19 protein-coding genes and 1 pseudogene are annotated in these 24,673 nt (G+C 63.1%); 11 read left to right on the top strand and 9 right to left on the bottom strand.

The features are described from left to right. Window positions 1-199: 199 nt before the first annotated feature. Window positions 200-877 (bottom strand): annotated as a pseudogene (locus V3587_RS29615) (IS256 family transposase); the annotation flags it as partial. 449 nt (window positions 878-1,326) lie between these two features. Between V3587_RS29615 and V3587_RS29610 the strand changes: the two are divergent. Beyond that, entirely contained in the window at window positions 1,327-2,004 is a 678-nt protein-coding gene (locus V3587_RS29610) for a type IV toxin-antitoxin system AbiEi family antitoxin domain-containing protein (RefSeq protein ID WP_261779356.1), read from the top strand. Window positions 2,005-2,705: 701 nt separating this feature from the next. Here V3587_RS29610 and V3587_RS29605 read toward each other — a convergent pair. The 7 genes from V3587_RS29605 to V3587_RS29575 all read right to left on the bottom strand — a co-directional run bounded on the left by V3587_RS29605 (window position 2,706) and on the right by V3587_RS29575 (window position 10,959). Further along, window positions 2,706-3,848: a hypothetical protein gene (locus V3587_RS29605; RefSeq protein ID WP_283377619.1), complete on the bottom strand. Its 1,143-nt coding sequence runs from the start codon at window positions 3,846-3,848 to the stop codon at window positions 2,706-2,708. Further along, a complete protein-coding gene (locus V3587_RS29600; protein WP_182263343.1) occupies window positions 3,841-4,641 on the bottom strand; it encodes an N-formylglutamate amidohydrolase in 801 nt (266 codons plus the stop codon). The genes V3587_RS29605 and V3587_RS29600 overlap by 8 nt, the downstream gene beginning before the upstream one ends. Before the next feature lie 410 nt (window positions 4,642-5,051). Then, complete coding sequence (locus tag V3587_RS29595) at window positions 5,052-5,717, bottom strand: hypothetical protein (protein WP_182263342.1); 666 nt, start codon at window positions 5,715-5,717, stop codon at window positions 5,052-5,054. 106 nt (window positions 5,718-5,823) lie between these two features. Beyond that, on the bottom strand, window positions 5,824-7,032 hold the full coding sequence (locus V3587_RS29590; protein WP_182263341.1) for an insoluble domain protein: 1,209 nt from the start codon (window positions 7,030-7,032) through the stop codon (window positions 5,824-5,826). A 75-nt stretch (window positions 7,033-7,107) separates the two neighbouring features. Continuing rightward, window positions 7,108-8,442, bottom strand: a complete 1,335-nt coding sequence (locus V3587_RS29585) for a ParA family protein (RefSeq protein WP_182263344.1) — start codon at window positions 8,440-8,442, stop codon at window positions 7,108-7,110. Then, entirely contained in the window at window positions 8,442-8,798 is a 357-nt protein-coding gene (locus V3587_RS29580) for a hypothetical protein (RefSeq protein ID WP_019749726.1), read from the bottom strand. Before V3587_RS29580 ends, V3587_RS29585 begins: the two co-directional genes overlap by 1 nt. A gap of 58 nt (window positions 8,799-8,856) precedes the next feature. Continuing rightward, on the bottom strand, window positions 8,857-10,959 hold the full coding sequence (locus V3587_RS29575) for an FtsK/SpoIIIE domain-containing protein (protein ID WP_283377620.1): 2,103 nt from the start codon (window positions 10,957-10,959) through the stop codon (window positions 8,857-8,859). Between the two features lie 1,265 nt (window positions 10,960-12,224). On the opposite strand from V3587_RS29575, the gene V3587_RS29570 reads away from it, so the two are divergent. From V3587_RS29570 to V3587_RS29535, 8 genes are all read left to right on the top strand, one after another. Continuing rightward, window positions 12,225-12,551 (top strand): hypothetical protein, encoded by a 327-nt coding sequence (locus tag V3587_RS29570; RefSeq protein ID WP_182263339.1) that lies wholly within the window; start codon window positions 12,225-12,227, stop codon window positions 12,549-12,551. Window positions 12,552-12,592: 41 nt separating this feature from the next. Then, window positions 12,593-12,991, top strand: coding sequence for a hypothetical protein (locus V3587_RS29565; protein ID WP_019749729.1), 399 nt, complete (start codon window positions 12,593-12,595; stop codon window positions 12,989-12,991). Next, window positions 12,988-16,035, top strand: coding sequence for an ATP-binding protein (locus tag V3587_RS29560; protein WP_182263338.1), 3,048 nt, complete (start codon window positions 12,988-12,990; stop codon window positions 16,033-16,035). Before V3587_RS29565 ends, V3587_RS29560 begins: the two co-directional genes overlap by 4 nt. Further along, window positions 16,032-18,137: a hypothetical protein gene (locus V3587_RS29555; RefSeq protein ID WP_283377621.1), complete on the top strand. Its 2,106-nt coding sequence runs from the start codon at window positions 16,032-16,034 to the stop codon at window positions 18,135-18,137. The genes V3587_RS29560 and V3587_RS29555 overlap by 4 nt, the downstream gene beginning before the upstream one ends. Beyond that, entirely contained in the window at window positions 18,137-18,970 is an 834-nt protein-coding gene (locus V3587_RS29550) for a hypothetical protein (protein WP_182263473.1), read from the top strand. The genes V3587_RS29555 and V3587_RS29550 overlap by 1 nt, the downstream gene beginning before the upstream one ends. Continuing rightward, window positions 18,967-20,541: a peptidoglycan DD-metalloendopeptidase family protein gene (locus tag V3587_RS29545; RefSeq protein ID WP_182263474.1), complete on the top strand. Its 1,575-nt coding sequence runs from the start codon at window positions 18,967-18,969 to the stop codon at window positions 20,539-20,541. Before V3587_RS29550 ends, V3587_RS29545 begins: the two co-directional genes overlap by 4 nt. After that, on the top strand, window positions 20,538-21,125 hold the full coding sequence (locus tag V3587_RS29540; RefSeq protein ID WP_259349438.1) for a hypothetical protein: 588 nt from the start codon (window positions 20,538-20,540) through the stop codon (window positions 21,123-21,125). Before V3587_RS29545 ends, V3587_RS29540 begins: the two co-directional genes overlap by 4 nt. A 152-nt stretch (window positions 21,126-21,277) precedes the next feature. After that, complete coding sequence (locus V3587_RS29535; RefSeq protein ID WP_222671855.1) at window positions 21,278-21,865, top strand: hypothetical protein; 588 nt, start codon at window positions 21,278-21,280, stop codon at window positions 21,863-21,865. Between the two features lie 37 nt (window positions 21,866-21,902). Here V3587_RS29535 and V3587_RS29530 read toward each other — a convergent pair whose 3' ends face one another. Continuing rightward, window positions 21,903-22,892 carry a DUF3068 domain-containing protein gene (locus V3587_RS29530; protein WP_182263363.1) on the bottom strand — a complete coding sequence of 330 codons (990 nt, stop codon included), beginning with the start codon at window positions 22,890-22,892 and terminating at the stop codon, window positions 21,903-21,905. Between the two features lie 186 nt (window positions 22,893-23,078). Between V3587_RS29530 and V3587_RS29525 the strand changes: the two genes are divergently transcribed. Together V3587_RS29525 and V3587_RS29520 are read left to right on the top strand one after the other, a co-directional pair. Beyond that, window positions 23,079-23,561, top strand: a complete 483-nt coding sequence (locus V3587_RS29525) for a hypothetical protein (protein WP_182263364.1) — start codon at window positions 23,079-23,081, stop codon at window positions 23,559-23,561. Window positions 23,562-23,758: 197 nt separating this feature from the next. Beyond that, a complete protein-coding gene (locus V3587_RS29520; protein ID WP_283377622.1) occupies window positions 23,759-24,592 on the top strand; it encodes a hypothetical protein in 834 nt (277 codons plus the stop codon). Window positions 24,593-24,673 lie beyond the last annotated feature (81 nt).

Here is a 24,673-nt window from a genome sequence, read left to right as displayed (position 1 = left end):
AGTCGGTGACCGGGACAACTTCACCCGCGATGATCCGCAGCCGACTCTCGCCCACACGCACACCTTCCTCACACCTGCATTATCAAGGCAACACCTTAACTCAGGGGCTGATACTTTCAAGATCGAGGATCATCGCGCAACCCCGAAAACCTCAGGTAGCAGCAGGAATCCGATCAAACGAACATGTGCCCGTTCCATATCCTTCGCCGCCGGTGCCGGCCCACAATCCGAGCACATCACGGTGTCCGTCGAGACTGACGCCGATCGCGGCATAAATCGGCCGGTTCGCGACCTGCCCGTCCCGGACTTTGACGACTATCGCGTCGATGAAGATCGCCGCGTACACCTCGTCGAGCGGACGGGCAGACCAGTCCTGCATCTCCTCGAGCACCTTGTCGGTGATCCGAGAAATAGTCTCTTTCGAGACCGAGGCGCCATAGATTTCGGCGAAGTGAGAACTGATTTCACCGGTCGTTAATCCTTTGGCGTACAACGACAACACGATCTCGTCGACCCCGTTCAATCGCCGTTGGCGTTTCTTGACGATCTGCGGCTCGAACGTCCCCTCCCGATCACGAGGGACCTCGATCGGAACATGGCCGCTGGCCTCGGTCAACACCGTTTTCGATCTGGTTCCGTTGCGGATGTTGGACGATTCCCGCTCCGGCTGGGCTTGATTCTTGTCGTGCCCGAGGTGCTCGGTCATCTCCTCGTTCAAGGCGGTTTCCAGGACGGTTTTGGTGAACTGCTTGAGCAAACCATCCGGACCGGTCAGCGACAGACCTTGCTCCTTCGCCAACCTGACCAGCTCCGCGGCCGCCGCAGCTTCCGCGGAGGGCTCGGCCCTCTTCTTCGTCACATCTTCCAGTGTCGTCATCTCGGCACCTCCTCGCCGAGCATTCACTCAGCTAGTCGGGCCGAAACACCGATTTAGAGACAGTCCCCGCCCGCAAGGAGCAGCAAGTGTGATTCCGCTGCGACCATGATCATGTGCTGTCGAGAAACAGGCCTGCCATCAGCAGGGACATTTGATCCGCCTCAGTGAGTCCTGCTGCGTTCGCCGAACTCGGGGTAGGCCGCGGGGCTTCTGGTTGGTTGCCGAACATGAATCGGGCTTCTACGAGTAGGAAGATCCAGTCGAGACTTCCGGTGTGACACGCGTGGGCAATTCATCTCGAAACCTGACCTCGCGCGTGACGGAGGTAAATGATTGACACACCCTGCCGCGTTCTCTGCGTTCGACAATCGATGTCAGATGCAGGAGTTTTTCGCCAAAACTACATATTGAGTCACCAATAATTACACCTGGGATGGCATTATTGATGCATGAAAGGTGATGATCGCTTCCTGGCGCTTGCAGACCTCGCTCAAGAACAGTGGGGCATGTTCACCTCAGCCCAGGCCGCCGAGTCGAGCGTAAGTGCGCAACACCTCAAGCGGTTGGCAGACCGATTCATCCTCACGCGCATCAGGCATGGCGTGTACCGGCTGACTGGGACGCCGATTCACCCCACCGATCACGTGCGGGCCCAATGGCTTGCACTCGACCCGACACGCTCGGCGACAGAGCGCATCGGCAGTGCCGATCCCTGCGGGGTCGCCTCTCATCGAACGGCCGCCGACTTGAGACAACTCGGTGACATCAATGCCGACGCTGCAGAGTTCACCGTCCCGCGGCGGCGCAACACACGTAGCGACGGCGTCCGTTTCCACGTCGCCACACTGGATCCCACGCATTGGTCTCTACTCGACGGCCTGCCCGTCACGACGACCGCAAGGACGCTCGTCGACCTCGCATCCTCTCGAACAGACGGTGGACACCTTGCGGGCGTGGTGTGGGATGCATTGCGCACCGATCAGATCTCGCGGGGACATTTGGAATCCGAACTGTGCCCAATTGCGCACCTCTACGGCGCACCCCGCGGCGACGGAGCAGGGTTGATCGCCGCCCTCATCGACGACATCGCCGCCTCGGGCCTGAATGTCCACGCCGACCGGCAATAGGGCGTCTCGCCAGGAGGAAGCCGCCACAGGCGAGGTCGGGCACGATCCCGGTGTCCTGAGTATTCTGCATGATCCCGCCGCGCCTGCCACACTTCGCGTACGACGCAAACAAGGAATCATGCAGTGGCACATCAGCGTTAGCTGGCAGCAGCATTTCACCGAACGCTGCTGACACGCCTGCGAACCCAGGCCGAGACATGCGGTCGCACGAGGGAGGTACTTCAACCCGAGTACTTCGCCCAGAGTTTCCCGGCAAGGGTGTTCTCTTCACTTGTACACGGTGAATCCTCAGAGGGGTGAGATGCTCGTTCGCATCCCCACCAGTACACGGGTAGTCAGCGTGGCTCACAGATCGAGGGACAAATTCCGTCGTGGACACGGCACCCGGCGTAGTTGACGAGAATCAACGAAGCCAACTTTGAATTGACTGTGAACCCATCAATTGAATTCCAGGCTGCGACTGCAGCGGACGAGGGCGGTTATCCACGAGGCGTGTATCAAGATCGATAGCACCCATGCAACGAGTGCGCCGCCGATCCACCACTACCGCACGCGATCGGCCATGAAGTGCCGGTTACTGCTCGCGCGCGAACACAACTCCTGACCCGAGAACGGTCCTGCCAGCGGGCGCATGTCGGCGCCACCGGGCCGCCCCGTGGTCATCCAGTTTGAAAGATGATCCCTAACCTCGGGCATATTGTTCATTGCCTATGCCGAGTGTTTGGGAGATCCCGGTATGCCTGGGCGAGGGCGATACCAGCGTCGTAGTCTTCGACGTGCTCCCCCGCCCCCGGTGTGTACATACCACCGACGCGGTCGGGGTCATACGCCATGAACACCACGTCGGGCCGTCCGCCGTTGAACCTGCTGAACTGTTGGTAGTCCCAGCCGTCGGGGGCGTAGTCGTCGTTCCAACCGAGCCGTGCGACGGGGACGAAGCCGGCGTCCGCGTAGAGCTTGGGGAGGACGGTGTCGAAGCAATCCAGCCGATGCCCACCGAGCCGGGTGGCCTGGCGGATAATCGATTGCACCGACCTCGGGTGCGCGCAATCCTTGTGCGCGTACGCCGAGACGATCTCGTCGTCTTTGAGCGCGACGCCAGCTTTTCCGTCGTCGGTGACCAATAGCCGCATCTGCCGGTATTCGTCTTCGTCGTAGACGTGGACCGACGCGGCGTGCGGATTCTTGTGGGTGAGCTCGCGCATCTGCCCGCGGTAGACCCCAGCGTCTGTAGGGGCAAGCTCGTAGAGCGTGGGAGCGGACAGTCCGCGCGCAGCAAAGCCTTCGCGTTCATCAGCAGCGAAGGTGTGGTCGGTGACCGGTTGGATCTGGCGATCGTTGATTAGAAGCCGAGGTCTTGGGCTTCCTCGATCTCCGGATCCGACCAGTACTTCTCGATTTCCACCCGCTTGGCCTCCGGCAGTTCCGGGCTCCAGCCGTACTGCCCCCAGAACTTCTCGCGGCGTTCCTGCGTCATCGGTTCGTCCATCGTGTTCTCCTCTCTCGTTATCATTGTCCGCCACACCACCCTGCGCGCGGTGCAGTGCGTCGGTTTGTCCGGCGCGCAACTCCTGCCCAGCAGCCAGGCGACGGGTCAGCTCGGCGCGGCGGTCGGGTTCGACGGCCAGTGCTGCGCGGAGTTCGTTCTGGCCGCCGGGCGTGGAGTCGTAGAGAGCGCGGGTGTAGTGATAGGCGGCTTCGGCGGCGGCAACGCGTCGTTGCAGGCGCGCATGAGTGGGGTTCTCGTCGAGCGCAATTCGGGCAACATTGATTCTGGCTGTGGCTTTGTCGAGACGCTTGCGGATGTGCGGGGTGCAGCGCGGGCCGGGTTTGGGTTTACACATCGGCGGCTCGATCGTTGACTGCGTCGATCAAGGTCGCGAGATTGCGGCCGAGCTGCGCGATGCGTGCGGGGTGCGGTGTGCGCGGATCGGTCAGGTAAGTGTCGCGGCGCAATTCGATCATCACCGACGTCACCCGCTCGTCGATGCCGTAGTACCGCAGCGGCACGTAAGTACCGCTGTAAGGGGTGTTCTCGGAGATCTCACCGAGGGACGTGAGAGCGCCACGGGCGGCATCGATCAACCACGGCGGGGTGTGCTGAGGGTCGGTGCCGATGCACAACCGTGGCCGCGGCGCGGCAGCGTCCTCGAACGCGGACGGCTTCTCCGGATACGAATGCAGATCGATGACGATCGCCCGCCCGCAAGCGTTCAACCGGTTCTCCACCGCATCGGTGACTGCATCGGCGTAGGAACGGAAATAGGCCGCGATCAGCTCCGCCCGACGTGGATACGGTTCGGCGCGCAACTTCACCCCGGAGCAGGTCCGGGTATAGACGGCGCCGCGGCCGAAAGCCTCTGCCGGATCGCCGTCGGGGAACCGTTCCGGGTCGATGACCAGACGTGAAAGATCGTTGATCACGATCGCGGGTCGCACGCGGACGTGGGTGAGTGCGGTGAGCGCGATCTGGTCGGTGGCAGTGTCGGTGGCTTCGTCCAACTCGTCGGCCAACTCCTTGTCGGTGAGTATCAGGTCGGCGCGGACCGCAGGTGGGATCAGATGTGAGGAATGCGGAACATGGATAATGACCGGCGAGCCCTCGTCGCCCGGTACAACGGTCAAGATAATTGACACTGAATTCCCCCTATTGATCTCGGCGTGTTCATCCTGTCAGCAGGCCACGACATGCTTTCGGGACGTGAATTATTCACGCTGGCAGTATGTTCGGTATCTGTGGAGCGCAATCCGTACTCTCCTTTTCTGGTCAGGTGCAGTCGACGTGGAAGGACGAGTAGGAGTGCCCTGCTACGAATAGGGGGTTTCCAGCCGACCGGCGCGTCGGCGGCGGCATAGATGTGGACCTGGTGGGACGACCGTCGGTGGAGTCGGTGGCGACCGTTTCGCTTGGTAACGACGGGCACCCCGGCGAATGCACTCCTGTCGTCGCTTCGCCATTTGGTGCGACAGTTACGGCGCGGCGGGTTCGGTTGGCAGAGTGCTTCATTGGGGATTCATCTCTCGAAGAATGTCGTCGGCGTCGCGGGTCAGCTGATGCTGTCAACGAACCAGCGGCCGTCGATGTCCTTAGTTGTTATCGTTTGCGACAACTGACCTGGCGCTTGGTCGGTTCGTATTTCGGTGAGAGCGACGGCGTAGATCCTGGCGGCGATGGGCGTGATGCGCACGCAGTGGGTGGTTCCCTTTGGGACGGTGTCGATTCCGGCCTGGATCGTCTCTTTCGCCGGCAGGGAGGTGTCGGGGGTAGTGAGTGCACGGACGGCTGTTCCGGAGCGGGTGACGTAGTAGGCGTGCTCGAAAGCTGCGATGACTCCGGGGCCGCTTTTCTGGTCGCCGGGGTCGGTGCGGCATCCGGTGGGGTCGGGTTCAGGCGTGGGTGCAGCGACACCGAGGGCGGGTGGGATGGCGTCGAGGGTTGGTGCCGTTTCCGAGGTGTCTGTCTCGTCGGCGATTCTTTCCTGTGCGCTCTCGTCGTTGCCGGAGAGCAGACGCGGGACGAACCAACCGAGCAGCGCGACCACGACAATCAGGGAAGCGACGTAACGAAGGCGGGGCGATCGGGAATCCCTCTTGCGCGGACGCTTCGACGCTGGCGGGGGCGTGGGCGCGGTTGTAGTCGTGTCGGCGCTTGTGGGCTGGGGTGTGCCGCCGAGTAGGTCGATCACTGCGGGGTGCCTTGTCGTGTTCGTCATCGCTGTCGTCCTTTCGGTGCTCGCGCCTGGTTCTGCAGTGGCGCATGGACAGGTTCAGGGTGGGCGGCGCGTTGCCGCGCCCTGAACGGCTCTGATGATGCGAGTTTTACGCCGGAATACCCGCGCCGACTGCGTCGCTGATCAGCGAGGACGCCAGGCCAGGGGTGGCGTTGGTGAGGAAATCCGTGAGTGCGGTGTCGACGTGTTCGATGATCTGCTCGCCTCCGGGCTGTCCGGCGACGAAGTCGCGGGCCTGCTGATCGATCGCAGGGGCGGTCGCGACGGTGTCGCGGACAGTGGTGGCTACGGCCTCACCGATGGGGCCGGAGTTCTCCCAGTCGGTGAGCGTGTTCTGGGTCTGGCTGGTGACGGTGGGTTGGTCGACGTCGGGGACCTCGATTTCGACGGGTTCGCCGAGTTCGCCTGCGCCGTACGCGACGGCGGCGGTGAATCCTGCTATTCCTCCGCCCAGACTGCCGAGAACGAATGCTGGTGCGCCGGCGATGAGTGCGCCCGTACCGGCGCCGACGGCGGTTCCGGCGAGACCGCCTGCTACCCAGCCGATTCCGGGGACGAAGACGTTGCCCAGTCCGAGGCCGATGTTTCCGCCCACGGTGCCGCCGATCAGCGCTCCTCCGATGGCGAACGGGGTCGCGAGGCCGATTCCTCCGGCGAGTGCTCCGGCGGCGGCACCGCCGACTTGGGTGGCGGCGTCGCGGCTGGCTTTGTCGACGGGGACGCCGAGAGAGTTCCAGCCGGTGGCGACTCCGGATTCGATGATGGCGGTGGTGTTGTTGGTCCGTTCGAGGTCGACGTCGGAGACCCAGTTCGGTTGTGCGATGTAGAAGGTTCCGATGCGGAGGGTGTCGCGGGGGGCGATGATCGGTGCGACGACGTCGACGGGGCCGGGGAGATGGAGCTGGGTGTAGTCGGTCGGGGTGGTGTCGGTGTAGGTGGGTGGTGTGTAGGTGTCGGTGTCGTAGTCCCAGTTCGGTAGCGGCTGGTAGTCGATGTGCTGGTATTGCGCGGGTGGGTCGATCCAGTAGATGGGCTCGGTGAGGGCTGGAGCTTCTGTGGCCGGCGGCGGGGTGGGTTCGGTGGTCACGCCGCTGTCGGTGATGCCGGCTTGTCCTCCTCCGTCGGTGATGCCGGCTTGCCCAGGCGCTGCGATCGCCGGTGGTGCGAGCGTGATTCCGGCTGCCACTGCTGCGACGACGGCGATGGCGCTCTGGCGGGCGAGGGTGGGGCTGCGGTGTCGGCCGCGCCGGTGTGCGCGGCGGGCGGCTCGGTGGGCTGAGGTGGTGTCGATGCTCATGTGGTGCCTTTCGTTCAGGAGGGTATGGATGGATGCAGGGAGGGATGCTCGTGTGCGGGGCCGGCTGATAAGAGGTCAGTCCGCGGCGTGGGCAATGAGATCGATGACGGTCGAGGCAACAACGGTCAGGGCTTCGGTGGTGCTACGCCGGAGCTTCGAGGGCGCGATGCGCTCTCCGGAGGCGAAGAGTGGTTCGAACGGCATCCGGGCGACCGAATAGACGCCGGCGTCGAGAAAGGCGTCGACAGCGTCGATTTCGACCATCGGCGCATCGCCCGGTCCGTCGGTGATGACGACAATGGTGCGAGCCATCATCGCCCGGCCCGCGGTGGCGGCGAGGTCGAGGAGCATGCGGTGCGCGGCTGCGGCGGCGTCGCGGCGGAGCGGGACGGGCACCAGGAGGACGTCCGCGTGGGTGGTTGCCCAGTGCCAGCTGCCGGCGAGGCGGTTGTTGCCGGTGTCGGCGACGAGGATCTCGCGGTGCTGGGACAAGATCTGTGCCGCGGCATGGGCGTCGTCGTAGCCGAGAGCGGATCCGTGGGCGCCGTTGTTGCCGGCGACGATGTCGTCCCCGCTTGGTTGGCGGGTGAGGTACTGCGAGAGCGCCGAGGGCCGGATGCTGCCGGGCTGGGCTGTCTCGGCGGCGATCAGTGCGAGCAGGTCGTGTCCGTCGCGGGGTGGGGTGCTGACGCGGTCGGCGAGGCTGCCGCCGACATCGGCGACGTCGACGCAGACCGTGGTTGCGGCGCCGCGGTGTTCGGCGATGATCGCGTTCAGCCCTACCGCGAGTGGGGTTTTGCCGACGCCGCCTTTCGGGTTGGCGATGGTCACAATCGAGAACCCCGGGAGTGGGCCGGTGATGGATGCGATGGCGGCGCGTTGACGAATTTCGGCGGACCCGGGTTTCGGGGCGATTTGAAGGTTGAGGAGGGTGTTGAGTCGGCCGCGTAGTCCGGTGCGGGCGGGTTCCTGGGAGCCGGCCGTAATTTCGGGTGCTGCGAGCACTGATGTCGAGGTCGGTGTGCGCGCCCCGGGGACTGACCGGGTATGAGTGTCTACTCCCACGGCTGGCGGTGAATCGCCGAGGGGTGTCACCGCCATCGTGACCGGTTCCTCGACATGATGATCCGGCCGCGTCTGTGGTGTGTCGGTGGGCGTGGGGATGGGTCCGGTGGGCAGCGATTGCGCCACCTTCCCGTCCGGTGCGACGGTGAGTTGGCGGGAGCGGCCTGCTTCCTGCACGGTGACCTCGACGGGTGAGCCTGCGTCGGCGGAGTGTTGTCGGCTGAACTGTGCGATCACCGCGTGGATCGACTGCCCGTTGTCGGCGGACAGTTCCACTTTCTCGTCCCCTGCCCCGCTCACGAGTGCGGTTCGCTCGGAGGTGATTTCGATGGCAAGGGTCGACATCACGCGGTGGTTCCGGTGAAGGCTCCGACGCCGGAGAGTTCGGTGTCCATTTCGAGGACGATGGTGTCGGCCTTGTCGAGGGCGGCCAGAGCGTCGTCGCGGGCTTTGCCGTCGGGGAGTACTTCGATGATCTGGCGGCGGGTGGCGACGGCTCTTTTGATTTCGTCGAGTCGCGGAGCGGTCAGTTCCTGGTCTTCGCTGAGTTTCGGTAGCCATGTGGGGATGGCGTTTTTGAGGACGCGGCGTAGTTCGGTGATGACGGGATCGCCGCCGCCTTTGGGTGCTGCGAAGGGGTTGCGCAGCACGGTGATGTCGTCGGCGGTGGGGGTGATCGATTGGGAGATGCGGCGGCTCATGGGTGGACCTTTCGGGTGAGGGTTGTGCAGATTTATCAGCGACGTCGGGGCTGCGGTGTCAGGGCGCGGGTGCGGTGGTATCGGGTTCGGGGAGCAGGACGACTTCGTGGGGTCCGTAGGTGATGTGGTTCTTGATCCGTCCGGTGCCGTGGAAGGTCAGGGTGGTTTCGGTGACGGCGCCGCTGTCTTTGTCGCGGATGACGGTGACCGCGGCGACGGTCGCGGGGTGTTCGTTGCCGTGTCCGTCGTCGACGAGGACGGTCATTCCTTCGGTGACCGCGGAAGCGGGTATCGCGTCGGCGAAGTCGTCCTCTGGGTCGGCGGCGGGGGTGTCGTCGTGGTGGCCGAGGACGGTGGGCTCGGGAGCTCGGCCGTAGGCGCGGGCCGCGACGGCGACAGAGCGTTCGGATTCGATGAAGTGGCGCAGTTCGGTCGAGTAGAACGCGATGTGCGGTTCCTGCTGGGGCCGTAGCCCTTCGATGATCTTCTTCTCCGAGGTCGAGAGTTGATTCCATTTGTTGGGGTGCGGGTCGACGTTCGGGGTCCACCACATCTGCGCATCGACGGGCACGCCGTCGTTGCCGAGGGCGACTCCGCGGCCGGGGATCGAGGTGTCGATCTCGCGGCCGATCTGCGAGTCGCCCCACAGCATCATCGCGCCGTCCTGCGAGAGGTTGCCGAGGGAGATGCGGGTGCCGAAGTTGTCGCGCGCGTTGCCCGAGGCGCCGCCGAAGAGGGACGCGTCGGGTCGTTGCACACCGAGCAGAAGCCGGATACCGGCCGAGCGTGCGAGGACGGCGAGATCGGCCCACGCCCCGAGTGGGTCGAGTTCTTTGAGGAGATCGCGGGTTTCGTCGTCACCGGTTTTGGCGAGGCGCTGCCATTTGCCGGAGAGGATGAAGAACTCGTCGAGCACAGCGATCAGGAGAGGGAGTTGGGACGGCTCGATCTTCTTCACGTGGACGTAGTGGTTGCGGGCCATCATTTCGCTGTGCAGGGCACGCACGAGCATCGCGGAGCGGACGGCGTCGTAGACGATGGCGGCGCACCCGGGGTAGCCCTCGAGTCCGTCGAGTTCGATCATTTTCGGATCGACGCCCAGGAACGGGATTCCTCGTCGCGAGGCTTCGGTGAGCAGGGTGCGGATCACCGATGTCTTGCCACCGCCCGTGGGTCCGACGATCAGGCAGTGAGGTTTGTTCGACTTGGTGGAGATGTCCCAGAACATGTTTACCTCCGATGCTGCCGTCGCGTAGGGCAGGTGGCGCAAGTTCTCGTCGACGAGTTCGAGAGGGTGATCGACGCGGGTGGGCAGGGGGGCGCGCAGGCCCATCAGGAGGTAGCCCTCGGAGGGAAACCAGTCGGTGGCCCAGGTGCGGCCGGATTCGTGCTCGCCGGCGAGGGCGGCGAGGGCTTCGTCGACCTTCTTCTGGAATCCGCGTGCACCGCTGGAGAGGGTGGGTGTGAAGGTGATCTTGAAGGCGGTTTCGACGTCGCCGTCGAGCGAGGCGACGCTCACGGCGGGCTCTTTCAGCGGTCCGTCTTTGAGGGAGTTCGCCAGTGCCTTGTGCCGCGGTGATCGGAGATCGGGTTGAGTCAGCGTGCGGGTGATGCGGATTCGGTCGCGGTGGGCGTCGTGGACGACGGTGTAGGTCCATCTGCTGGTGCGCCTGCTCGCGGAAGCCCGTACTGCGGTGGTGAATTCGCCGAGCTCTTTCGGACGGATGATGGCGCCGCGCGTAAGTGTGATGGTGGCGCTGCGCAGGGTGGTGATGCCGGGCGGGTATCCGACGCTGATTTTGACCGGGGTGTGGCGGGTGCTTTGCCGGATTTGGGCGTCGAGTCCGGCGCGGTGACGGTGGGTGAGGAACCGTGCGATATCGCAGGCGAGCAGGCAGACAGTGAGGGCGGCGAGCGGCCACCGATATTGGTGGACTGCGGAGACTGTGCTGTCGAGTTGAGGGGTCGAGAATTGTTCGGCGAGTTCGAGGAGCTGCGGCGCGAGAAACGCGAGTGTCGTTGCGATGACAGCGAAAGGCGCCCACGCCCTGTAGGGGCGGATGGCGGACTCCCCCACACCGCTTGTTCGCGCGTGAGGCTTGTCGGAGCCGAAGAGGTCGACGAGAAAGTCTTTGAGCGGGTCCTGCTGGCTTCTGCTCACCGTCCACTCCTCTCACTCAAATCCAGTCCACGACAGTCGTCGCCGGGGCGTGTGGGGTGCACTGTCACATAGCGCGGGAAGCAATCTCAACCCGCCTGTGGATAACTTGCTTCGCGGGTGTGTGGCTGGAGCGTGCGTCACCTGCCCGAGCGGTGATACCGGGGCGCGATAGACACCCATCGCCTCTACCCGCGGCTGGTTCTGGTTGTGGTGCTGCGCATTACCGATCGCAGGATCCGCGACGGCATCGCTGATACACCGTTTGGGGACTTGTTCAACCACCTAGGCCACGGCCCCGACGACGATGTACATCTCGCGTGGTTTTTGTCTTCCCGCGCCCCTGTTCGCGGACCCCTTTCAGGCCCTCGAACGTCACGCTTCGTGAGGTACAGAACCCGGTGCACGAACAGCCGAGAACGGTGTCGACGACACCGCGGCAGGCGCCACGCCAGAATGACCCGGCGATACCCCGTACCGAACCCTGACCAGCAGCTGATTGAAATATGTTGGCGCGAAGCAATTTTGAGCAGTACACTCCCCCTAGGCCCGAAGGGCCGGGGGAGTGACCCCGAAGGGGAAGAGTGAATCGGACCCCTGAATTCCACCTCCGATCGCGACCTCTGCAGGCACCCTCAATGCGGGACTGTTCGAGCACGGGGTGCGCAGCCCCCCACACATGCGTGCTGACCACGCTATGCACGCAAAGCATGCACACCACGCAGGCAGTGACGAAGAACCGTTCGTCAACCCTCAGACCATGTCCCCGCCGCGGGTGCCTCGAGCAAGTTCCAGCAGGGGTCACCCACACAGCTGGCGGACACGTTCCGAAAATGGTTCTGCGCCAAATTCTTGAGGCGGACGAAGGCCACGAAGCACAGCAAGCGAGGCACGTGGCGATCGCCACGGTCTGCGGCGGGTCCGTCGACCATGCCCATTCACAGTTGTCTGCCAATCCACTGAAGGAACCCTCCCGTTGAGGTCTGGGAAGTCTCCCGCGGACACCCGCAGCGAAGACCGTTCCGTGGCCGCGCTCCCCCTGCATTCGAGTTAGTTCCCACGATCGCCGAGAGATCCCCGGCGGATGAATCGCGACACCTGAACGCACCCGACACGACGACACGCGCTCGCGCTGATCGGCCAGCGCGCCAACCGCGGGGTCGAAAAGTTATCCACAGGTCGCATTGAAATTCCCGCCACCACTCTTCTACGTTTCCGCGCAACCACATTCGTGGGGTCTGGTTTCACCACTGTGTTGGAGAGTGCTCATGTTTTCTCTTGCTTCCGCCGTGATCGACGTGTCGATCACGGCGACGCATCCACCGCTCACCGCGAATGCAGTGACCCTCGCGCAGTCGACGGACATCAATACCGGTGGTCTGCGCACGTGGATCAAGGACAACATCGTCTTCACCATCCTCATCGCCCTCGCATGTGTAGTTCTCGTCGGCGGGCTCAAGGGCAATTTGTCGCGGGTCTTCACCGTCGGCGGACTCGGATTGTTCGGGCTTGCCTACCTCGGTATCGCGACATCGGAATCGGCGGCCACGGGGATCGGCAATTGGATTCTCGGACTCTTCGGTATCTCGACCTAACCGCTGATGCCTGCGCAGAGAACATTCGAAGGGGATGCTCGGTGATCGACAACGACGACCTGATGTACCGCGTGGACCGGCACTACCTCGGTCCGACGGGTTATCCACTGCCCGTGCGGATCCGCTACACAGCCGGCATCGTCGGCGTGGTTGCTTTCGTGGTGGTGTTCGTGATCGGTCGCGGAATTCTGCACGTCCCGCTCGGGTTCAAATCGCTGATGGTGATGGCCGTGATCACGGTGTGGCTTACGACCCGGATCGCGAAGTTCGTCACCCCGGACCGCCCACTGCGGTCGGTTCTCAAGGCCGCCCTCAACGACCTCGTTGCGCCGCGCCCACCGAAGCGCGGTGCACCCGTGTTCATCTCGCTACCCGAGCGGTTGACTACAGGAGAACGTGCCGTCGTACCTGTTCGCCTCGACGGTGAGGATCACCGATGACCGCTCCCGAGAACGACATTGCGGCTCTGTTCGATCCGAAACTCGACGACCCGCTTCCGGTTATTCCTCCCGGTGCCCTCCCGCCTTCGTGGGCAGCAGTGCAGTCGTATGCTCCGCAACCGGTACGTGCGTGGTCCGAAGCCGAACACGCACACGTTCCGGATGGTTCTGAATACGACCACGGCGAGGACGACCCCGACGGCCTCATCTCCCCTGCATCCGATCCGGACCACGTCGCAGACAAAGCGTTCGGCCGTCAGCGTCGCCGCACAGGCAAGAAACGTGCAAAGTCGGCAACAGATCGCGACAAGACAGCAGCGAAAAAACGAGCAGACCGCGAACGAAATGCGGTACGCCTGAAACTGACCGGCACATCAGCGAACATCACCCGCACCGCGACCACGTCCACCGCATGGTTCGTCCAACGCCAGGGCCCGTGGAATTTCCGCACCACCGGAAAGCAGCGCCGCTTCATCCAGGACGAAGCGATCATCCTGACCAACCTGCAGAAGGCCGGCGTCAACAAGGTGCATCGCCGCCTCGTGCGCACCCCGTTCCCTGTCGCGCAGTGGGCGGTCGATCACGACAAGTGGGCAAGCCCGATTCCCGATGTTCCTGGCGCATTGTCGTGGGCGGACTACCTGCGCGGGCAGCAGCATGCGATGTTGTGGTCCAACGCGACGATCAAAGGCCGCTACTGGGGTATCGAACTTCCGCAACGTTCCTCAGTGGGCCAGGGGTTGGACTGGACCGCCCGGATGCTGCGGTATGTCGCTGACTGGCCGCTGCTGGGCAGGGTGTGCACGGGGGTGAACAGCTGGGCCGACGACGCCTTCGAACGCGAGCAGAAGGCCCTTGCCGACCACCTCGCCACACTCGAACGCATCATGTCTGGCCGAGGAGTGAAAGCAACCCCGGCCACACCCGCCGCGATCGACTACTTGCTGCGCCGATCAGCGACCATCGGTCTGCCGCTGGAGGCTGGCGGTGCGATCGCCGGCGCCGGAGATTGGGAAGAGACCGACGTCGCCGCCATGGAGGATCTCACCGACCTCTCCCTCACCCCAGGCGACGGGTACACGACCGTCTCCGGCGTCGTCGACGGCCGCAAGTACACCGGCGTGGTGATCGTGCTGACGATCGGCCGCATGGCTCCCCTACCGATTCCGGAACGAATGCTGCCGTGGCAGATCATCGGCGATCCGTCCGGTGAACCTCTCGAATGGTCCGACCGCATCGAGCTGCACGACAAAGCGAAAACAATCCGCACCATGCGCTCCCTGACCGGCAAGATCGAATCGCAGTTCGACCACTACACCGTCGAACACGATCAGGTCCCACCGAAAGAGTTGGCGGAGCAGCACGCCCGCGCGCAGGACGTGATCTCCGACGTCGAAGAAGACCATTCCGGACTCTCTACTCGAACCACCGGGTGGTACCGCCTCGCGGTGGTCGGCACCGACCCCGACGATGCGCGGCAGAAAGTCTCCGATCTGCAGGAGATGTACTCACCGCACATCTCGCTCGAACAAGAGCACGGCCAATACCAATTGCTCCGCGAGTTCATACCCGGCGAGCCGCAAGCCAACATCGCCAACAAACGACACATGGATGTCGAAGCAGTCGCCGCCGGGATGGCGACCGTCAGTGACCGGATCGGTGACCGCCGCGGTGTCGTCCTGGGCGAGACCGGATCCATCTCGCCGCGCCCGGTGATCTGGGACCTGTTCGCCGCGCACGAGATCAAGCACAAGTCCGGGCTGACACCGATCGTCGCCGTACCCGGTTCGGGTAAGACGTTCCTGGCAGGCATGATCGTCTACCAAGCCGTGAGAGCCGGCGCGTACGGCGTTGTCCTCGACCCCTCCGGTCCGCTCGCTGCGTTGGCCGGTCTACCGGAGTTTCGTGACATCGCCCGCGTCTACGCCCTCACCGGTCGCGATTCACGCGCTGGCGCCTTGAACCCCTACCGCGTGATCACCGATCCGCGTCGTGACGATCCCGAGTACGACGCTCGCAATGTCGAGTTCGCCCGGGATGCAGATCGGTTCGCCGCGGCGCAGTCGAAGTTCGAGGCGGATATGCGTGCAGCTGCTGCCGAGCGTGTCGAGGTCGCCGTCTCGGTGCTCAAGATGATGCTCACCGAACGGCATCTGCATCTCGAGCACACCGAACCCGTGCTGCACATGGCTGCGAACATGGTCGGCGGCGACAGCAACCACAACCTCCGGGAAGTGTTGGCCTCGATCCAATCGATCGGAGTGAGCGATCCGGACCAGGCCATCAAAACGTGCGCGAACGGGTTGTACCAGCAGCTCAGTTTGATGTCGGAGCTCACCGAGGCGCGTGTGCTGTTCCCGGAGGAGGGCACGATCGGCAGTGGAGCGGATGCATTCGACGCTGACATCCGGTTGACGATCTTGACGATGCCGGGCCTGCAGCTACCGCCCGAAGGCACGCCGTCCTCGCAGTGGACACCGCAGCAACGGATGACGGCGCCGTTGATGCACATGGCCGCGTGGCTGGCGAACAGACTCGTCTACGAAAAGCCTCGCCATGTGCGCAAGGTGCTCTTCCTCGACGAGAACAAATATCTCGAATCCACTGGCGCCGGCCGCACCCTCAACCTCCGAATCGCCCGGGACTCACGCAAATTCAAGGTCCGCGCTCTGGTCTGCTCGCAGCTTCCGGATGATTTCCTCGGATTGGACGGCAGCGACGACAAGACCGCCCTGACCTACGAGGTGTTCGTCGGTGACGTCGGTGGTGATCCGCATGCAATCGAAGGCGCCCTGAAACTGCTCAAACTTCCCACCGGGCAAGGGTTCGAGCAGTTCCTCGCTGAACTGGGCAGCGGCGGCGAGGACACTCTCGACGAGGACACCGACACCTCCTATCAGGACGAAGCGCGGCGCTGGATGATCCGGATGGCCGACGACGTGGAACTGGTGCGTTCGAGCTGGATTCACTACGTGCATCTCGCGCATGTGTTCGCGGCGCTGAATTCCTCGTCGGCGAAGAACGCCCTCGGCGGTACCGCATGATCACCCGCGGAGGGCTCAGAGCGCCCTCAGCAGAGCTGGATGAGGCAATCCCCCCTCGATCGCGCGTTCGGGCGCTGACCGTCAACCTGGCGCGGGTTCTCGCCGTTCTGGCGTTGGTGCTGGTGCCCCTCGTCGCTCCGGGTGGGCCGATCGCATCTGCCGGCGGATTCGACTGCAAAGACGTCCCCTCCCCCGAGTTCCCGAACTCGGTCATGGCAGCCGAGTTCGATTCCTCGAGCAAAGACCGCGAACCGAAACAGAGCGGCACCGGCTACGAAACCTACGGGTGGGCCGGATTGCGCTGGTACACCTACGACCTCGGCTGCGGCAGCGACCTGGTCCGCGCACCCGACGCAGTCGCGGACACCACCCTGGGCAACACATTCCTCGCAATCGGCAAGGGATTCGCTGCTGCAGCGTTCTGGCTCGACGACCAGACGAAGACCGGAGCAGCCGCCGAAGAGGCCGGGATCGCCCCGGCGATGGTGCAGTTCGACCAGATCGTCGCCTCGATCTCCAACGGAATGCTCGGTGTCTACGGAACGTGGCTGGGTGTGGCATTGATGGTGGTCGCCACGATCATCATCTGGAACGCCCTCAAATCGAATGCCGCGGCCGTGACCCGCACCGTCGCGATCGCCGGCGCTGCAATGGCCATCGGAGCACTGTTCGTCGGCGCACCGCAAAAGGCCATCCAGGTCGCCGACGACACCTTCGGATCGGTCATCACCGACACACAAGATCAGATGCTGTCCGTGGCCGGAAACACCGGAGACCCCCGCAATGTGCTGATCGACAAGATCTTCCTCGAGGACTGGCGCAAAGGATGGTTTGGCACGAACTTCAACGACAAGGACCTGCAACTCGGACCGAAGCTCCGCGACACCCTGGCATTTTCGTACGCGGAGCAGCGAGAAGTGGCCGGCGACAACGAAGCCGCGAGCAAGCTTGCCGAAGACAAAGCAGCCAAGTTCAACGACGAGATCATCGACAAACTCGACGGATTGAACCTCTCGTACGGCCAATTCCAGGGCAAAGACTCCGGACGCACCGGCACAGGGTTCATGGCGATGATCAAACTCGCCATGCCCTCCATCCTCTGGACCGGCGCATCCGTACTCAAACTCACTGCGCTACTGGCTATTCGGCTCGTAATTCTGTTCGCACCGATCTGGGTTCCGATCGCCGCCGCACATGGCGGCACCCTTTCGCGCGTGTGCCGCATGATCGCCACCGCTTACATGTGGGGCGTGGCCGGCGCGGTCATCATCGCGCTGTATCTGATGGCGCTGGTCAAGCTGTACGACACCGACAACGGTCTCGTCGACGGCACGTGGCGGCTGTGGTTCATGGTCATCTTGACGGCGGTGTGCTGGTTCATCATGCGGCCGTTCAAGCGGATGACTCAGACCTTCACCCAGAACCAGGCGGGCGCACTCAATCGCAAGGCTCGTCACGCTCAGACGTCGATGAAGCAAAAGTTCTTCAAGGCCGGCAGCGCCGTCGTGGGCGGTCCCGCGGCGTCGATGGTCGAGGAAGGTGTCGGCGCGCTTCGGAAGGCGACCAAACGCGGTGGTGACCTCGACAAGGATTCGGTGACACCAGTGCGTCCGGAAGGGCGCGAGTTGAATCAGCGACGTCGCCACGAGGTCGACAAGTCGCGCGTCGACGCGCGTAAGACGATGGATCGTCAACAGCGTCTGACGGATTCCCGCAAGAACGACGTGCGGCGCCGAAGCCTCGCCGGTACCGCGAAGAGTTCTACGGGCCTCAAGCGACCCGTCGCCGATCGGCCACAAACCGCAGGTGCCGCCGCCAATCGAGGCCAGGCACTCGCTCGCCAGTTGGTCGGAACCGAAGCCGGTTCGCCGCGCAGCTCGTCGTCGGTGAGTGAGACATGGGACGGAGGCCCGCGGTCGAGTATCGCGCCGATGAAAGTGTTCACACCGACCTCGCGGGATGACTCCACCGGGTCGACGACACCCCGTTCGGGCGCGACGCGCTCGAGCTCGTCGACTCCTCCGCGGTCGACGGCACGACTGTGGACGCCGTCGTTGACCTCTACAGGTACTTCGTCCGATTCGACCGACAGGTTCAGCTGATGTCCTCCAGCACAGCCAATCCCGTACTCGCACCGATCCGGCGGTGGGTGCTGTATTCGCGCACCAATCTGACGATCACGATCGTCTCCGCGTTCGGGGTGCTGTTCGTAGCGGGAGCAGTGTTCGGCCAGTCCCCGACCCCGTCGAACACTGCCTCGAAGATCCCGGCCGCCGCCTCGACGACTGCGACGGACGCAGAATCTGCGGCGCCGGGTCTGAGCTACGAGTTGACCGAAGTGACCGAATCCTCCATTGCCGGCAAGTCGACCGCGTCGGTAGCCGAGAGCGCACCGGCGACAGCGATGGCCTACGCGCACGTCTACGTCGATCAGTCACTCTCGAACAGCGAATGGAAGACCAAGCTGGGCGTGCACACTGTCGAAGCGCCCGGCGTGACGGTGGTGAACGCCCGCCCGCTCGTACCGGTCGCGATCACCGGCCCGACGCGCAGTGAGATCGTGGCCGGCACCGACGGTGAGAGCGCCGTGCAGGTCATCGTCCCGACGCAGGCGGGGAATCTGCGGATCACCCTGAAAGCGTCGGACACTGACAAGGGTTCGACGTGGCAGGTCCAGACGCCGCTGCCCACCCTGGACCGCAGCGAGATCGGCAAGCTCGGCGTACCTTCCCTCGCGAGCGCACCGACCTCGGAAACTTCCACAACCACCACGGCTCCGACATCGACCACCTCGCCGAGCACTACCTCGACCACGAAGCCGACTGCGACCAGCTCGGTCGTTGTTCCCTCGGCGGACCTCGAGCCGGCCCCTGTTCCTGTCCCCGGCCCCATCCCGATTCCCGACCTCGACACACCGCTCCCGGGAACGCTGTGAGTCGCCGCCGTGGAGCGGTGGCCCTGATGGTCACCGCTGCCACCGCCGCGATCCTGGGGCTCTCCGGATGCACCCAGCAGCCGGTGATCCCCCACAACCGTTGCGGCGGAAACTCGTCGAGCGAAGGAGATGACAAAGCCACCTCGGCGACCGGCAACACCGAACTGAAAGCATCGGGGCCGATCACCCAGCCAACCAAGGACGGAACGACGACGTTCACGTCCCCGTTCGGGCCTCGCTGGGGAACCGAACACAAAGGCGTCGACTTCGCCGGCCCCGTCGGGACACCGATCTACGCGGCACTCGACGGCATCGCGGTCAAGGCCGGCCCCGCATCCGGGTTCGGGAACTGGATCGTGCTCGACTCACTCGTCGACGGCAAACCCGTGAGCACCGTCTACGGCCACATGTTCGACGACGGTGTCCTTGTCACGGAAGGCCAGCAGGTCAAGGCCGGCGACCATATCGCGAACATCGGAAACAACGGCCAATCCACCGGCGCACACTTGCATTTCGAATACTGGGACGGGGGGCGGCTGCAGGGTGGAACCGCTGTCGATCCGATGACCAAGCTAGGCGGAGCGCCCTCCCCCGCCGGCGAAGCGGGTAGTGATGCTCCTGCCATCGAGCTGGCCGCCTCGTCATCGTCGATCGACTGCGCAGGCTTCGGCGTGGCAGGTGGCGGTGATCTCAAAGCCGGTTCCGTTCCTCCGGAAATGGAACCGTGGTTTCGCAAAGCCGGATCGATCTGCCCCCAGATCAAGCCCTCGCTACTGGCGGCAGATGCGAAAGCCGAATCCGGCCTGGTCCGTGGACTGACCTCCGGCAGCGGAGCGCAAGGTGTCACGCAGTTCATGCCGAGAACATTTGCTTCTTACAGCCAGGATGACGACGCCAACGGCAAGATCTCGATCTGGGACGACGGGGATGCGATCATGGCTCAGGGCCGATACTTCTGCGCCATCGCGGCCCAGGTCGACGGATGGATCGCCGACGGATCGGTCAAGGGCGATCCGAAATCGCTCTACATCGCTTCCTACAACGCGGGCGAAGGCGCAGTGAAGAATGCGGGCGGAATGCCCAGCGGCGGCGACTACACCACCCAGACACAGCCCTACGTCGCGAAAGTCCTTGCATACGAAGCAGAATTCGCTGCACCCGGTGGTAGCGGCGAACTCGTGGTCTCGCCCGGTTCGGCGTCCGGATCGCAGGTCGTCGAAGCTGCCCGTCAATTCCTCGGCACCCCGTACGTGTGGGGCGGCGGCAACATCAACGGCACCACGGGCGGTGGATTCGACTGCTCCGGACTGACCAGCTACGCCATCTACAAGGGCAGCGGGAACAAGATCACCCTGCCCCGGACGTCTGAACAGCAGTGGACCGTCGGCGTCGAGATCCCGATCGACCAAGCACAAGCCGGGGATCTGGTGTTCGGTTCGTGGGCCGGAACAGGCCCGGGGCACGTCGGCGTCGCGATCGGCGGAGGCCAGATGATTCACGCCCCCACCACCGGGGAAGTCGTCAAACAAGCTCCACTGCAGAGCGATATGAAAGCCAGGAGGGTTCTGTGAGCAACGCACGCAAGCTGGTTCTGCTTGCCGTCGCTGTCGTCCTCGTCGGCGGGCTGGTGTACTTCCTCTCCGGTCGGAGCAACGAGACCGGAACCGAGACAGCCCAACAGACCACATCAGCTCCGCCGCCGCTGACCATCTCGACTTCGCCGGGCCCGACAACAATCGACGTTACCGAAGATCCGGATACGGAGAGAGCCGAAAACACAGCTCGCCAGGCACTTTCCGTGGCGTTCACCTGGTACCCGTCAACGGACCGCAGCCCCACCGACGGATACGCACGCGCCCGGGAATGGTTCACCGACCCCCTGGCGCAGACCCTGCTCGTCGACACGCACACCGAACGAGGACCAGGAGCACAGTGGAACCAATGGGCCTCCGACAACGCCAAAGTGGTCGCCGACGTCACCCTGGGATGCTCCGGCTGCCCACCCGACACCGACACCCTCATCCACCGAGTCGCCAGCATCCACCAAACCGCCATCACCGAAAACGAAACCAGCACTGTCACACCCGATACCACGGTCTGGGTGACCCTCACCAAAGGTGGTGACCAGTGGCTCCTCGACACCATCCACTACTGACTACCACTTCCCACCGTGACTGCACGACAAAGGATTCGCACCGATCGACTAGGTTCGTAACCAACAGGGCGCCGAACGAGACACAGGCACACACGGTTTCAGGGACAACGGACCCGAACAGGCCCGCGAACCCACATTGGAGGGGAACACACATGAAGCGCACCACCATCGCCATCGCAGTCACCCGGATCCTCGCAGCACCCCTGATCCTGACCGCATGCTCGGACTCGACACCCACCAACGACAACGGCGGCAGCTCCACCACCAGCGCAAGCAACGGTCGCGCCGGCATCGTCACACCAGCTGAAACCTCCTCGTGGCGAGGAGACCTGGTAATCGGAGTCGGCGACCAACAAGCCCACGACAAGATCACCCTCCCAGCCGCCAACCAGGTCCAAGCACAGTGCATAGGCGAAGGCGACAACCTCACCGTCGACATCACCGCACCCAACGGCTGGCATGCAGTCCTCACCCACGGATCCCAAACCGTCACCATCGAAAACCCCCAACTGAACTACGTCGGGCACGAATTCACCACCCCACAAAGCTCACTCGACTACGACATCGAATGGAACAACAAGTTCGGCAGCAACAAACAGTATCTATCGGGCGTGACCTGGGACGTCCCCCAAACAGGTGACGTAGAAATCCAACTCAACGAGCGAACACCCCCACACTGGGTGATCAAATCAGCCGAAAAGGTCAACCTCGCCATGCATGTCGATTGCAGCTCTCAATAACAGCGAAAGTGCGGTCCGGCGCGATCAGTTCCGGCACCTATAGAGCCACAAGATCGCCGGACTTCCCATTTTGGACTATCAGTGATTGTGGTCCGGGTCTCGTCGATGTCCATCCGAGATATATCCCACCAAGAAGAAGCAGTAGTCCGACCGAGCCCCCGATTGCCGGTCCGTAGTCCGTACCCCACCGGATTTGGTCTCTGTACATGACTGCTCGTTCGATCTGTTCGTGCTGCGTCTGGGAATCGAGTTTGGGGGCTACATCGATGATCGTGATGGTTTCAGGGGCTGAAGCGGACGTCGCAAAATATTGCCTATAGTGTTGCTGCACTTGAATTATGGCGCCGGAAATGGGCTCGACGGACAGTTCGCGCGTGATGCCGTAGAAACGTTTCATGGTGACTGGGATCGTTCCGGGTTTCCCCCAGTTGGAGGCGGGCAATGTGATCTCCGTACCAATCGCCACAGGTGCGATTTCCTGACGGAAATTGTAGACGTCAACGCCTTCAACTTCACCCTCCGCGATGAAGTTCGCGTCATAGCTGTCCCGCAGTGTCGAGTCGAAATACGGATACGTTCGTTTCTGTGTGTCGAACGGAAATTTGAATTGAAGTCCCTCATGGGCAACGACTTCCGCCGGTTTGTCCATCACGGTCTGGATCGAGCCGATCGGCTCCTCGACCGGCATCGCCGAGATCCTGTCGACGGTGGAACGATCGATGCTTGCATTCACAATTGCTGCCGAACCGACCCGATCATCCCGCACCATCTGAACCGCCGACTGCAGGGTCACCACGTCGGATCCCGACGGATCTTCGGCAGTGACGCGCTGCTGGACCGTGATCGGAACATTGCTGTCCACAACCAATTTGCCCTTGGCTAACGCCGCAGCATCCAGCAATACTGCAGTACCCGTCGACACTGTTGCCGCATCGATGCTCAACGGAATCTTCACCAGCTGGCCCTTGGCATAGGTTGGCGCCAACGCACTCATTGTCAGCAGAAAACCTGCTGCCGCAATAGCCACGCAGGCAGCGTGTCGACGTGAGGGGCGCAAGTTAGGCGACATTCGGACGACCCTAGCGTGTCTCGTGCGCGACTGCGCGAGCCCGTGACTGCGCTAGTCTTGAGCGCTCAGTTGAGCGATACCAACTACAACGACTACGGTGTTCGGTTGGGGCCGTAGGGGAACTCGGTAAGGAGGTGCCCCGAAGTGGCAGACAAAACCGTCGCTCGAGCAGTCGAGCGCCTGTTCCGCATTGCCGTAGGCGACGAAGCGCGAACCCTTGAAGGTATGGCCGAAGCATTGTCGCGCGACCGCGGACGCCCACTCACCGTGCTGGACGACGCGGTCCTCCCGCCAGGTGTATTTGGTCAATGGGTCCGGCACCACGACCGCGATGAAGTGTCCTGTGCAGGGTGGGTTCATGCGCGCGACCGAACGATTGCTCATGAGTTGGGACATATCGCGTTGAACCACTCCGGTAGGCCAGCCATCGATTTGGCCACCGACTTCCTCCCACCCGCATTGCGTGATCTTGGAATTCTGATGCTTCGACGCGATTGTGTGGACACCATCTCGACGGAAGAAGTCGAGGCTGAAGCATTCGGGAGTCTGCTTCTGCGCCGGCTTCACGTCACACGGCGCGCGCAGAATCCGTCGGTTCGTTCACAACTGGATGAGGCACTCGGTTGATCACTGCTCTCGCGGCGGCAGTACTCGCCATTGCAGCGGCCACCCGGATCCAGCGTTGGTGGTTTTCCAGGTCATGGACTCTGGCAGGTGCAATCATCGTTCTACTGTGTATGTCGATTCATATGGCGCTCAACGTGAAAACGGTCGAGAGCGCTGTCAGAGTCACACTCGGGGCTAGCATACCCGGAACAACCAAAATGCTGCTGGTCTGCGGTATCTGCGTCGGCACGGCCATTGTCTTCACAACCGTTACCAGCTCCCAGCATCTCAAAAAGCTACTTTGGCTACATATTTCACTGTCAGTTGTCACCGCAGCGCTCTCGTTCTACTTCTTCTTCAAGACTCCGTGGCCGGCATCGAACCCCGACAACCGGACTTTCGACAACCAATACGCATTTCTTCCGGGTTACGCAGAGGGCCTGATGTTGGGCATGGCCTATCCGTTTCTGTTGTGCTTGATGGTGACGATCATCGCTATTCGGCAGGCAGACCGGCGGACGGCAACCGGCTGGGGGCTCATCATCATCTCCCCCGGAGCCGCAGCACTCAGCGCATACGCCGCACTCCGAATTGGTTACCTGGGGTCGGTACGGTGGGGACTGATCGATCCGACCCCGACACCCTTTGCTATCTCGCGCTTACTGGCCGTTGTCGGCGTTCTCTTTGTCGCAGCGGGAGTCTTGGTTACAGCGATTGGAACCGCGCTTATCTCACGAGCGCAACTACGGGCCTTTGACGACCTTCACTCCGAGCTACTTGCCCGTTGGCCTGGTGCCCTACGGCCATCCGAGCCCGGAAGCGGCGCCGCAGATCGGACCGCCGATCGCGCAGCGGAACTGTTGGACGCGCTGAGCTTGGAAGCCAAGCGACAGGCTCTACCGAACCAAGGTGCAGCCTTGAGCCGGACAGAGGTAGCACATGCTGTTGTGGAATGGATTATTACTGATCGCATTCCGGAGGGACTGGGATCGGACAACCTCCGAGCACGGGCAGCCACTTCAGATGTCGGGTCTGTCCAGAAAACGGTGTAATTGGTTGATTTCTAACTACTTTCGTCCGGCAGACAGCCGTCCGTCGAACGTTATCTCGAAGGCATTCAGTGCTGCCTTCCA

The sequence above is a fragment of the Rhodococcus sp. IEGM 1306 genome (assembly GCF_036541985.1).
Classification (GTDB): Bacteria; Actinomycetota; Actinomycetes; order Mycobacteriales; family Mycobacteriaceae; genus Rhodococcus_F; species Rhodococcus_F qingshengii.
Note: the sequence above shows the minus strand (reverse complement) of the source record. Positions and strands in the feature narration are given on the sequence as shown.